This window comes from Allocoprococcus similis (genome assembly GCF_054660775.1).
In genome coordinates, this window is the sequence record NZ_BAAHSG010000006.1 from 1 (window position 1) to 13,111 (window position 13,111).

Sequence of the window (13,111 nt, forward strand, 5' to 3'; positions counted from 1 at the left end):
AATCTACAGCTGGAAATTAATTTTTCATTTAAGTCTCATGTTATACTATGTGTATGAAAGAAAAACTTATACATTATAGGACTTGCGTGTGTAATATCAATTACCATATGGTATGGTCGGTGAAATACCGGCGAAAGATATTAAAACCAGAAATCGAGGAATATCTTCAGGAACTGGTGCAGCAGATTGCTGCGGATAAGGGATTTACCGTCCATCTATTCGAATGTGGTGAAGGGGATCATGTCCACTGCTTTGTATCTGCTCCACCGAAGTTGTCCATAACAGCAATCGTTAAGTATCTGAAGGGAATCACTGGAAGAAAACTGTTCGAACGTTTTCCGGAAATAAGAAACCAGCTATGGAAAGGAGAGCTGTGGAATCATTCCTATTATGTGGAAACAATCGGATCTGTATCTGAAGAAAATATCCGCCATTATATTGAACATCAGAGCAAGTCGTATTAATTCAAGATGGAATGTAAATCTCCATCTACAAGAATGTCTAGGGGGAAGAAGAATGCTACTGTCGCACAGAACATCTATAAAAATTCGGCCGGAATATTCCAATATCATAGGACATATGTGTTATGCAGCTTCCAAACTCTGGAATATCTGCAACTATGAACGTCATCATTATAAAGAATTGGGACTGGAAAAGTATCCTGACTGGTACTATCAGAAAAAAGCACATAAAGGAAATCTGTGGTACAGACAACTTCCGTCACAGACAGCGCAGGAAACCTGTAAACAGCTGGACAAAGCATGGAAATCTTTTTATGTCCTGAAAAAGACCGGAGGAATCAAAGAACCAAATCCGCCCCGTTTTAAACAGGACAATATACCTGTTACATACATGCAGATGGGAATCCGGCATGAGAAAGGTTCAGACCAGCTGCGGCTGTCTCTGCCAAAGGATCTGAAAAGCTATATGGAAGAAACATATGGGATCCATGAAAAATTTCTATATCTTGAAAATAAGATTTTCAGGGACATGGATCATATAAAACAGCTGCGGATCTATCCACCGAAAAATGAAAAATGTGACCTTATCGTTATCTATGAGATTGAAGAACCAGAGCAGCTTTCCCAGAATGGACATTATTTATCTATTGATCTTGGTCTTCACAATTTGATGACCTGTTATGATTCAGGAAATGGAAGGACTTTTATTCTGGGAAGAAAATATCTTTCTCTGGAAAGATACTTTCATAAAGAGATAGCCAGAGTACAGTCTGTATGGTATGCGCAGCAATCGAAAAAAGGGATAAAATATCCAAAATCATCAAAACATATCCAGAGACTATATAGGAAAAAGCAGAATGCAGTAAAAGACTACTTTCACAAAGCGACCAGATGGATTGCAGAATATTGCAGAAAAGAAGATATCCACTGTGTGGTTGTGGGGGATATCCGAAATATTCGTAAAGAAAAAGATATGGGGCATAAGATCAACCAAAAGTTTCACGGACTGCCATATGACAGGCTGTACATCATGCTGGACTATAAACTGAAACTGTATGGAATACAATTGATAAAACAGGAAGAAAGTTATACAAGCCAGTGCAGCCCGTTATCACCAGAAGTATCAAAAAGATATGCAGAAGCGTCAAATCGAAAAGAGCGGGGCATGTATATAACCAATGGAGAAAGATTTAATGCAGATGCAGTAGGCGCCTTCAATATCCTGCGGAAATATCTTTCCGTATCCGGAAAGCAGAAGAAACTGTCCATAACTGGACTAAAAAATCCAGAAATAATAAAAGTAGCTGCATAGCCGAAAGGTAAGCAGTATTGGTGTCATGGACGCACCCTGAAAAAAGGCGGTATCCCGCCAGAATTCAGATGCTCTGGTAACTTAGTTGCCGAGTAGTTCACTGTAGCATATTTGAAACCGGGGTTCAAGAGAATTAAGAGCTTTTTAGTATAATCCGAATTCCAGTAGCCCATTTAGCATGCCCTGAAATCAAAGAAATTTCGATAAGTTGTACTAATCTTGCGCTTTTAAAATATAAAAGCTTACAATCTGTTTACTGAGATCACGGGAGGATAAAAATGGATGATTTAAAATCGTTTACCTATGTTTTAGCGGTTGCAGAATGCAAAAGTATTTCAAAAGCCGCTGAACTTTTATATATTTCACAACCATCACTCAGCAGATTTATATCCAGTCTGGAACAGGAACTTGGAATTTTACTTTTCGAGCGGAAATCGAATGGAATCAGTCTGACAGAGGCTGGCAAAATTTATGTTGAGTATGGAAAAGAAATCAAACGTTTAAACAGCACAATGGAACATAGACTAAAGGAACTTCAACTATCAGAAGAACAGGAAATACACATATGTATGTCTTTAAGTGCCAGCCTTTTGCTGGCAATGGAAGTTCAGGAGAAGATCAGTAAAAAATACATCGGGTGTAAAGCAACATTTTCAAATGTCATGGCTAAGGAAATCCTGACAGGCTTAAAAAACAGGACCTATGACTTGGCAATAGGGCCGGATCTGAGTGAAAAGGATTCTTCTATCGTATTTGATTTTATTGTAGAAGATTATATGTTACTTGCAGTTCCAAAGAAGTATATGATGCTTCAGAAAGCAGAAAAAAGAGAAGGTGAAAAATATCCATGGATGGATATTTCGATGATGCCGAATGAGTTTATTATCCAGGACAATTCCTGTTATGTCAGACAAGAGATCGATCAGATATTTGAAGAATATGGAAAAGAATTGAAGCCAAAGATGATCGTAAACAGTTCGATGCTTGCAATGCAGACCTTGGAGCGAGGAATGGGATTCTGTTTTATATCAGAAGTATTTCTTCCATACATAACAAATACAAAAGATATTGATTTTTTTTGCATTGGAAAAAACAAGGTAAAAAAGACGAAAACAGGTATTATTTATTTGAAAAATAAAATCCTTTCCAGACAGGAAAAGTACTGTATATCTGTTTTGAAAGAGAAAATAATAAATGGAGAAATAGGGGCATAGCATGAAACTATACCCCTATTTTCTTTTGGCATTGGTGAAAAAAGCAACAGACAATTATAATAAGATTAACGTGATGAGCCGGTAAACATCATATAAGAGAAGAATGAGAGTTTTTGGAAAAGCGCACTCCGAAAAGCTTATTGTATATGGATACGGAGGAAAAGAAAGATGAGTATGGCTACAATAGGAGCGATCCTGACATTAATAGTTTTCGTTGCAGTTCTTGCAACGCCCAAATTACCAAACTGGTTTTGTTTTTTGATCATGGCACCGATCGTTGTATTTACAGGAACAATGGATGCGGATGGTGTATATGCCGTGTTAAGCAGTTCAAGTTTTCATTTGATGGCAATTATATGTATGTTCTCAGGAATGATTGCTGCAACAGGGCTTGATATTGTAATGGGAAATGCTTTAGATAAATTAACTGGTAATGTAAGTGGAAAGAAAAAAGAAATGTTAATTTTTGCAATTCTATATCTGGCATCAGGACTGGTATCATTCGTTCTGCAGAACAGTTATGTTGCAATGGCATTTTTACCAGTGATTTTCAGTATTGCCAAGAAAAATAAGATCAGTCATTCCAAAATGATTTTATTCGTAATCTATGCAAGTACTTTAGGTGGAGCTTGTACACTGATTGGAACACCGACAAATATTTATGCAAATACGGCACTTGAAGAAGCCGGGCTTTCTCTTTTTGGCATGTTTGATTTTGCATGGGTAGGTATCCCGATTTTTATTCTGGGTGGAATCTATATGATCATGATGAACCGCTGGTGCCCGTCTTATGAGGAAACAGTGCCAAGTAATTCAGAGATAGAGGCAGCTACAGAAATTACACCTGAGATGAAAAAGAAACAGATGGTTGTAGGAATCAGTTTCCTTCTGTTTGTACTTGCTCTGATTTTGGATTCACTTACAGATATTACAGTGAATCCGAACTTTATTGGATATGCACTGATTGCGATTTCGGTTCTTACAACCGTTGTAAAACCAAAAGAAGTAATCACTTCATTTGGTGTAGATATGGTACTTTTCTGTGCAGGTATCAATTTGATCATTGCAGTTATGAAAAACAGTGGACTTGGAGAGGTGTTTGGATCCATTGTGCTGAGCATTCTTGGAGATACACATAATTTGTATCTGATTACAGCTGTACTGTTCCTTGGGTCAGCAATTGCAACACAGTTTATGAATAATATGGCAACAGCAGGAGTACTTGCCCCGATTGGAATCTCTATTGCAGAATCAATGGGAGCAAACCCACAGGCAATTGTTCTTGCAATTGCAATCGGAGCAGGATGTTCTTTCCTGACACCAATCGCATCAGGAACAAATCAGACATTAATGATTTTTACAAACTTAAAATTTACTGACTTTGCAAAATTTGGATGGCCATTGGTTATTATCAGCTTTATATGCTGTGTAGGAATTCTTCCATTGGTATTCCCGTTCTTTTAAAAGACAGAAAAGAGTTAGGTATAACAAAGGGGGACAAAATTCTGTCCCCCGTTTCCAGTTTAAAATAAAGATAGATGAGGTGACAGTATGAACACAGAATTAACCTATTCAACACCGGAAGATGAAGGTGTATCATCAGAGTATATTATTAATTTTCTGAATGAGATGGAAAAAAGAGAAGCAGAGATCCATGGAATTATGATCTTGAAAAACAATAAAGTAATATTTGAAGCATATAACGAACCGTATCGTAAAGAAATTCCGCATATTGTACATTCTTTTACAAAATGTTTTACAAATACAGCGGCAGGAATTGCTTATACAAAAGGACTTATAAAATTGGAGGATAAGGTACTTGATTATTTTCCGGAATATCGGGAGGGAGCAAATGAATATCTTCAGAAGCTTACAATACGGAATTTGCTTACGATGCGTAGTGGACAGGAAAGAAGTATAGGTGGAAATGAATGGAGACCATTAAAGACCAGCTGGCTGGATGCATATTTTAAAGTACCGTTTGTAAAGGAGCCAGGAAGTGAATTTATGTATTCAAGTGGGAATTCCTATATTACGTCAGCGATCGTACAGCGTGTTACAGGAAAAACATGCCATCAATTGATCGAAGAAGAACTGGCACCGTATATTGGTCTGGAGAAGTTTAGCTGGGGAGAAAGTCCGGAAGGAATCTGTTCAGGTGGAAATGGTGTGAGCATTACGGTAGAAGGAATTGCCCGGTTTGGGTTACTGTATCTGAGTCATGGGAAATGGGATGAAAAACAGTTGTTAAATCCTGAGTGGGTGGATCTCGCACTAGGCAAAAAAGATCCACAGCCAAGAAAAGAAGGAGAAAAAGAATATAATTTTCACTGGACGCATACAGGAGATATCTGGTGTGCAGATGGAATGTTTGGACAGACCTGTGCGATTGTTCCGGAACAAAATATGGTAATTGCTATCACTACGGCAGACAGTAATTACCTGGAGACGGAACTGATTCAAAAAGAAATTCTGAATCCGATGAAAGAAGAAAGAAATCTCTCTGAAAAGATGTGGAAAGTATTAAAAAATAAAGGACTCAGAATGTCTCTGGAAAACAAAAACAGATCCGTCAGTAACAGACTGATTTCAGGAAATCGGAAAATAGAAATGGAACCTTTTGAGAATGAAGATAAAATAGAAAAAACAGGTCTGGAATTTTCAGAAGATAAAGTAACATTCTGGATGAAAGATAACAGGGGAACACATTTTGTAGAAGCAGGACTTGACTGTTGGATCCATGGGAAAACCTCTATGACAGGTGGATATCTGCATCATCAGTATGAAATGGATGAAATGAAAATTGCCGCATGCGCTTACTGGAAATCAGAAAATGTGCTGATGATGGAATGGCGTTATCCGGAGATGGCTTTTTTTGATCATGTGTCTTTTGAATGGAAAGAAGACAGGATATATATGAAACGCTGGGTAAATATGAATTCACAGGCACTGGAAAGACCGGTTGTAACAGCAAAAATATGCGAATCTTAACAAATATTAAGAAAACTATTCACGTTCCTGTAAGGTAAGAGCCCTATGATAAACACAACGAAGCAAATACAAATGCAAAAGGATGTTAAGGAGGAAGCACGAATGGAAATCAAAAAACCTGCAATTGCAGGAACATTAGAATCCAGTGACTGCCAGGTAACAGTAGAAGCCGGAGAAGGAAAAGTTGATTTTTCACTGGAAAGCGCGGTAATCAATCAGTATGGAAATCAGATCAGAAAGGTCGCTTATGAGACACTTGATAATCTGGGAATCGATAATGTAAAGCTTACAATCGTAGATAAAGGAGCGCTTGACTGCACAATCAAGGCAAGAATCGAAGCAGCTGTTTATCGTTCAATCGGACAGATTGAAGACTTACCGTGGGGAGGTGCGATCAGATAATGAATCCGAATAAAAAAAGACTTAGAAGAACCATGATGTTTTTAAATGCACAGAAACCGGGACTGATCAAGGATCCTTATATTTACAAACCGGATTCTATCATGCTTGACCTGGAAGATGCTGTTGCAGAGAACCAGAAAGATGCAGCAAGATTTTCTCTTTATCATGCACTTAAGACCATTAACTATAGAGGATGCGAACGTGTTGTCAGAATCAACGGACTGGATACACCTTACTGGAAAGAAGATATCCGCTGTGCAGTCGCAGGTGGATGCGATGCAATCCGTATTCCAAAGACAGAGTCCGCACAGGATGTAAAAGTCGTAGAAGCTGAAGTTATCCAGGCTGAAAAAGATTTCGGACGTGAAGAAGGAAGTGTTCTGATCATGGCAGCGATCGAGTCTGCACGTGGTGTCATGCGCGCACTTGACATTTGCGAATCTTCCGAAAGACTTTTCGGTATTGCCCTTTCTGGTGGAGATTATACCAAAGACCTTCAGACACACATCACCGGAACCGGAATCGAGCTCATGGGAGCAAGACAGAACATGGTGATCGCAGCAAGAGCAGCTGGTGTACAGTGCTTTGATACCGTATACACAGACCTTGATGATATGGATGGTTTCCGTCAGGATGTTGAGAATATCCACCTGATGGGATTTGATGGAAAATCCATCATCAACCCAAGACAGATCAACATTGTACATGAGATCTTTACACCAAAACAGAAAGATATCATTTTTGCAGAAAAAGTTGTCCGCGAAATTGATACAAAGAAAGCACAGGGAATCGGTGTATTTACAGTAGATGGTAAGATGATCGATATCGCTTTCTATGACGGAGCAAAGAGAACAATCGAGCTTGCAAAAGCTTCAGGTGTGTATAAGGGGGATTTATAAGATGATTAACGCAGTAGGTAGAGATATCCCGGAAGAGATTTTAAAAGTAACAGGAAAAGAAGTATTTCAGGGTGTGCATCATTTTGACGGACATGTCTATAAAAAACACGGACCGGAAGTAGAATGTGTCATCAATTCCAACGGAAGCAAGATGGTAGACAGCATCCATGATGTCCTTGTAAAATGTGGAATCAAAGACGGTATGACAGTCAGCTTCCATCACCATTTCCGTGAAGGTGACTACGTTGTAAATATGGTAATGAAAGAAATCCATGATATGGGAATCAAAGACATTACCATTTGCGCAAGTTCCCTTGGAAAAGCACATGATCCTCTGGTAGAATATATTGAAGATGGAACGATCACCAACATCCAGTCATCCGGTGTACGTGGAAAGATCGGAGAAGCCATTTCCAATGGTAAATTAAAAGGTCTTGCGATCATGCGTTCACACGGTGGACGTGTACGTGCCCTGGTAACAGGTGAAACTCAGATCGATATCGCATTCATCGGAACTCCGACCTGTGATGAATACGGTAACTGCCGTGGTATCGGTGGAAAATCTGACTGTGGTGTACTTTCTTACGCAATGTCAGATGCATTCCATGCAAACAAAGTGGTAGCAATCACAGACTGCATGGTTCCGTTCCCGAACTTCCCGGCACATATTTCCATGACAAAAGTGGACTATGTTGTAGAAGTTGACCAGATCGGTGATCCGAAGAAGATCGCAACAGGTGCGGCAAAACCGACCACAGATATGAGAAAGCTGATGATGGCTGATTACTGTACACAGTTTGTTGTAAATACACCATATTTCAAAGACGGATTTTCTTACCAGACAGGTGTCGGCGGAGCTTCTATTGCATCCACCATTTCACTTGCAAAGGTAATGAAAGAAAGAAATATCCGTATGCGTTTTGGTGTAGGTGGTCTTACAAAGCCGATGTGTGACCTTCTGATCAATGGTCAGGTAGACGCACTTCTGGATACACAGGACTTCGACCTTGCAGCTGTAGAATCAGTAAAAGATCTGCATCACTTCCGTATCAGTGCAGGCGAGTATGCGAACCCGTTCAACAAGGGTGCAGTTGTAAATAAACTGGACTTCGTAATCCTTGCAGCTCTGGAAGTTGACGTACACTTCAACTGTAACGTTGTCGTAGATTCCAACGGTATGATCACAGGAGCACAGGGTGGACATCCGGATACAGCAGCCGGAGCAAAATGTGCCATCGTTATCGCACCACTTCTTCAGGGAAGAACACCGGCAATCTGTACAGATGTAACAACTGTTACAACACCTGGTGAAAGCGTAGATGTTGTTATCACAGATTACGGTATTGCGATCAACCCGAAGAGACAGGATCTGATCGAAGCAATGAAAGATGTCGATCTTCCGTTCAAGACTATTGAAGAGTTACGTGATATCGCTTACTCTATCGCAGGGGAACCACAGAAGGTACAGTTTGGAGACCGTGTTGTTGGTGTCATTGAAAGCCGTGACGGTACTATCATGGATGTTGTCCGTCAGATCAAGCCGTTTGAATTTGATGATTAAATTCTGATCGGAAAACTTACAGGTTATTGGTAATTGGATATAAAAGGAGAACCGTATGGGAAAGAATCAGGCAGTGGAGAGAGCAGAATACCTTGCAGAATCGATTGGCCGGATGGCGTATCAGGCACTGCTTGAGGAAGTCTATACGGTTCCAAAGCCCGGGCTTGTAGATCCATATTCCTGTGGTGCCCACACAGATATGGATGTGCAGACCTTTGAAAAAAGTGCAGAGGCATTGTATCCGTGGTTTGTGAGAATGGCATACCAGGGATACCAGCTGACCTGTACACCGGAAGATCTTTTCCGCGAAATCCGTAAGACCGGAATGCTTGCGGAGGAAGCCATGTACCGGGCAACCGGGCATGTGAATACACATAAAGGGATGATTTTTACCCTTGGAATATTCAGCGCGGCAGCGGGAAGATGTATCCGGGAAGACGGAACCGTTACTTTACAATCGATCCTTCGGATGGAGCAGAAGATGACTGCCCGGATCTTGAGAGCCGAAATCGAGATGCTGGGAAAGGAACCTGCAAAAAGTAACGGTGAAAAAAATCTCGTACAATACGGGACAACAGGGATTCGCGGGGAAGCACTTGCCGGATACCCATCTGTTTTTCATATTGCGCTTCCGGTACTGGAGGATGGACTTTTGCGGGGAATGGAGTGGAACCGGATCAAATTACAGATCCTTTTTGCACTAATGAGCCGGGTGCAGGATTCCAACATTTTATCGAGAAAGAATCCATCGGTCCTTTATCAGGTCCAGATGGAAGCGATGCAGTTTCTGGAGGAAGGCGGAGCCTACTCAGAAGATGCGTTAGACAAACTGATCCGCATGGATGCGGATTATATAAAGCGTGGTATCAGCGCGGGTGGGTGTGCCGATCTTCTTGCCACCTCACTGTTTCTTGCGATGCTGTGCAATAAAATTCCAAACGAGAACGGGACAGTCCTGAACCTCTTTCCGGTTGTAAAATAGAGCGTATAATAACTGAGAACGGGAATCAAATTTTCTGCCATGAATATGGACTGCACCAGACTGGTGAGGAATAAAAAAGATGACTTTTCACAAATGAGCGGGTGAAAAGTCATCTTTTTATTTCATAGGAAATTCCAAAGGAACTTCCTATGAAATAAAAGGCACTGCGTGCCGGAGATGCGCACTCGCACGAAGATGAAGAATGTCGCAAGCGACCGCGCTCGGCGCGAGAATGTGCCGAGGCACATTCTTTTTTATTAGGAGAAGGTTCCGAATGGAGCTTCCTCCTGATGAAAAGGTCGTTTACGGAACAAAACGGTATCCCAGTCCGCGAATCGTCAGGATATGCGCCGGATTCTGTCTGTCGTCCTCAATCTTACCACGAAGCCGGTTGATATAGACCATGATCGCATTGTCATCAACGGCAACCGTATTGCCCCAGACATGCTCATAGATCATGTCCTTGGTGAAAACCTGCTGCGGATGCTTCATAAAAAGCAGAAGAAGTGCAGACTCCTTGGAAGAAAGGATCAGCTCTTCGTCATTTTTGTAAAAACGCATGGTTGTGGTATCATAGCTGAATGGACCGCATTCCAGAGTATCGGAATTGTCGAGTACCAGATTCTTGTTGCGGCGGATCAGTGCTTTTACTTTGGCACCAAGTACAAGCGGCCGGAACGGCTTGGTGATATAATCATCCGCGCCAAGGGAAAGTCCGTACAGGGAATCATAGTCCTCGTTACGTCCGCTGACGATCATAACCGGGGTACTGATCCCCTGATTGCGAAGCCGTTTGATGACCTCAAATCCTTCCATATCTCCCAGCATAATATCCATAAGGATCAGGTCAAATGTATGATTTTTAAGGATGGACAGAGCATCCATGCCACAGTTTACTGTTGTTGTTTCCAACTCATTGCTGTGCATTACTTTTTCCAGCAGCTTACAGATTGCCGGATCATCGTCTACGATCAGTATTTTGTCAGCCATTGAGGCAACCTCCCAAAAGTAAAAATTTCAATAAAATTCTATACAACTTATAAAAAACATTATAATATTAGAAAGAGAACAAGTCAATCGATTACCAGGCAAGGATAAGGGAATATGAAAAAAAATAAAAAAACATGGATTGCCGTGATTCCGCTTTTTCTGATCGTAGTATTTGTATTAGCGGGGTTCGGAGTCTGGAAAAAATACCGCGATACACTTATGGAAAACCAGGAAGAGCAATTGCTTCTGACAACCAGGATCTTAAGTGAAAATATGTCGGTAGCCGCAAGGGAATATGAAGATAACCTGGAATTTCTGGCAGATATAACAGAAGAACGGGAAGCAGAAGATGCAGAGAACATTTATAAAGAATACATTTCCACGCAGAATAGTATGATCGCGAATCTTTATCTGGAAGATCAGGACGGAAAGATCACAAAGTATGTCAGGGATGTGGAAATGAAAAGTAGTGAACTTCTTACCCAATGTTCTGAGAAAAACAGTGTTTACATGGAAAAAGATTCTTCCGGAAAAATCTATAATGTGTATAAAAGAGATTTAAAAACAGGCGGGAAAATCTGTCTGATGATTGATGCAGAAAAATATTATCAGAAGCTGATCTCCGGCATCCGTATCGGAACGAATGGTTATATTGTTGTAAAAAATGCGGATGGCACCATTATCATGCATCCGGATAAAAAACAGTGGGGAATAAAGGTCATCGAAGGAAGAATGGAGATGTACCCGGATCTGGATTATGCAAGCCTGAAACAGATGGTGGAGGGACAAAATAGCGGGAAAGAAGGCATTTCCGACTATTATTCTTATTGGTGGACCGATCCGGAACAGCCGAGAGTGCGGAAAATAAGTGCTTATTCACCGGTAAAGATGCAGGATAGTTTCTGGAGTGTCAGCGCGGTAATTGATTATGATGATCTTTATGAGCCTATCGCAGAAGGATTTCTGAAAATGATATTCGTTTTTGTCGGAATCTTGTTATCAGCCGGTGCTTTGGTTTTCATACTCTGGCGAGTGATGAAGGATATACGAAGAGCGGTAAGAGAAATCGATGATTTGAAAGAATTAAACGAGCAGCTGGAAAAAATGCATCGCAGTGAGGAGAACATTGCACACCAGCAGAGACTGCAGATCATGGGAACCATGACCGGCGGAATAGCCCATGAATTTAACAACTTTCTAACACCGATCATGGGATATGCGGAACTTCTTATGATGGAACTTCCGGAAGGTTCGGAGGAACAGGACAGCGCGAAGGAAATATACGATGCTTCCGAAAAGGCAAAAGATGTTGTCCGGCAGATTTCATCGCTGAGCCGGAAAAATGTGGAGACGGTATATAAAAGTATTCCGATGAAAAAAATGATGACGCGTGCACTGAAAATGATCGAGTCGATCTGTACTCCACAGGTTCAGCTGGAAAGTGATATCCAGATCGAGACGGAGAGTATTTTAGGAAATACAACCCAGCTGAACCAGGTGCTGCTTAATATCTGTGTAAACGCGGTCCATGCCATCGGAAAGGAACAGGGAATGATCCTTGTGGTATGTAAAAAAGAAGCAAAATCGAAAGTAAATCTGAAGGTAGCACGAAAGCTCTCTGAAGCGTGGGAAAGCTATATCCACATTCTTGTCAAAGATAATGGATGCGGAATGGATAAAGAAACCCTCCGCCATATATTTGATCCTTTCTTCACAACAAAGAAAGGTGGGGAAGGAACCGGACTTGGCCTTGCACTTGCAGAACAGATCATCTCTTCCCACAAAGGCTATCTGTACGCGGAAAGTGAAAAGGGAAAAGGAAGTACTTTTCATATTTACCTTCCGATACTTGATATGGATCATACGCCGCAGATCGCACAGAATGTGTCCGGCAAGGAATACCATATTGTTGTGGCGGATGATAATGCGAAAGTATTGCAGCTTTTAAAAAAGAATTTTGAAAAAATCGGAATCCAGATCCGTACTTGTATGAAAAAAGAAGAACTGCAGCAGTGTCTGCGAGAACAGGAGATGGACGTTCTTGTGGTGGATGAGACACTTGAAGACTGCAGCGGTGTTGATTTTTGTATGTCACTGGCAGGAAAATATCCGGATATGATGAAATTTATCATTACAGACGGACTGAGCCGGGAGGCAGTAGAAGCAAAGCAAAAAGGAATCATCGATGGTTATGTGGAGAAACCGGTGTCTGATACTGCGATTCTTGAGGCAATCCGAAACCGGGCAAAGGATTCCATGTAAGATGTAAGACACGACAAACCCAACCTTAATACTTTTA

11 protein-coding genes are annotated in these 13,111 nt (G+C 41.0%); 10 read left to right on the forward strand and 1 reads right to left on the reverse strand.

Features of this window, described 5'->3' with window-relative positions:
- Positions 1-53 precede the first annotated feature (53 nt).
- The 9 genes from tnpA to citG all read left to right on the forward strand — a co-directional run bounded on the left by tnpA (position 54) and on the right by citG (position 9,822).
- Positions 54-464 carry an IS200/IS605 family transposase gene (tnpA, locus tag ACYQ5K_RS02515; RefSeq protein ID WP_459777248.1) on the forward strand — a complete coding sequence of 137 codons (411 nt, stop codon included), beginning with the start codon at positions 54-56 and terminating at the stop codon, positions 462-464.
- 52 nt (positions 465-516) lie between these two features.
- The gene (locus tag ACYQ5K_RS02520; RefSeq protein ID WP_195231707.1) at positions 517-1,773 is read left to right on the forward strand and encodes an RNA-guided endonuclease InsQ/TnpB family protein; all 1,257 of its coding nucleotides are present in this window, start codon (positions 517-519) and stop codon (positions 1,771-1,773) included.
- A 278-nt stretch (positions 1,774-2,051) separates the two neighbouring features.
- Complete coding sequence (locus ACYQ5K_RS02525) at positions 2,052-2,987, forward strand: LysR family transcriptional regulator (protein WP_173689563.1); 936 nt, start codon at positions 2,052-2,054, stop codon at positions 2,985-2,987.
- 168 nt (positions 2,988-3,155) lie between these two features.
- The gene (locus ACYQ5K_RS02530) at positions 3,156-4,451 is read left to right on the forward strand and encodes an SLC13 family permease (RefSeq protein WP_195230557.1); all 1,296 of its coding nucleotides are present in this window, start codon (positions 3,156-3,158) and stop codon (positions 4,449-4,451) included.
- A gap of 87 nt (positions 4,452-4,538) precedes the next feature.
- On the forward strand, positions 4,539-5,978 hold the full coding sequence (locus ACYQ5K_RS02535) for a serine hydrolase domain-containing protein (protein WP_173689565.1): 1,440 nt from the start codon (positions 4,539-4,541) through the stop codon (positions 5,976-5,978).
- A 102-nt stretch (positions 5,979-6,080) separates the two neighbouring features.
- A complete protein-coding gene (citD, locus tag ACYQ5K_RS02540; RefSeq protein WP_173689566.1) occupies positions 6,081-6,380 on the forward strand; it encodes a citrate lyase acyl carrier protein in 300 nt (99 codons plus the stop codon).
- Entirely contained in the window at positions 6,380-7,279 is a 900-nt protein-coding gene (locus tag ACYQ5K_RS02545) for an aldolase/citrate lyase family protein (RefSeq protein ID WP_173686733.1), read from the forward strand. The genes citD and ACYQ5K_RS02545 overlap by 1 nt, the downstream gene beginning before the upstream one ends.
- A gap of 1 nt (position 7,280) precedes the next feature.
- Positions 7,281-8,840 (forward strand): citrate lyase subunit alpha, encoded by a 1,560-nt coding sequence (citF, locus tag ACYQ5K_RS02550; RefSeq protein ID WP_195230559.1) that lies wholly within the window; start codon positions 7,281-7,283, stop codon positions 8,838-8,840.
- Between the two features lie 55 nt (positions 8,841-8,895).
- Positions 8,896-9,822, forward strand: a complete 927-nt coding sequence (citG, locus tag ACYQ5K_RS02555) for a triphosphoribosyl-dephospho-CoA synthase CitG (RefSeq protein ID WP_173689568.1) — start codon at positions 8,896-8,898, stop codon at positions 9,820-9,822.
- Positions 9,823-10,125: 303 nt separating this feature from the next.
- On the opposite strand, the gene ACYQ5K_RS02560 is transcribed toward citG, so the two are convergent.
- Positions 10,126-10,812: a response regulator transcription factor gene (locus ACYQ5K_RS02560; protein WP_173689569.1), complete on the reverse strand. Its 687-nt coding sequence runs from the start codon at positions 10,810-10,812 to the stop codon at positions 10,126-10,128.
- A gap of 114 nt (positions 10,813-10,926) precedes the next feature.
- Here ACYQ5K_RS02560 and ACYQ5K_RS02565 point away from each other — a divergent pair, with 114 nt between their 5' ends.
- Entirely contained in the window at positions 10,927-13,074 is a 2,148-nt protein-coding gene (locus tag ACYQ5K_RS02565; protein WP_178025661.1) for a sensor histidine kinase, read from the forward strand.
- The last annotated feature ends 37 nt before the right edge of the window (positions 13,075-13,111 follow it).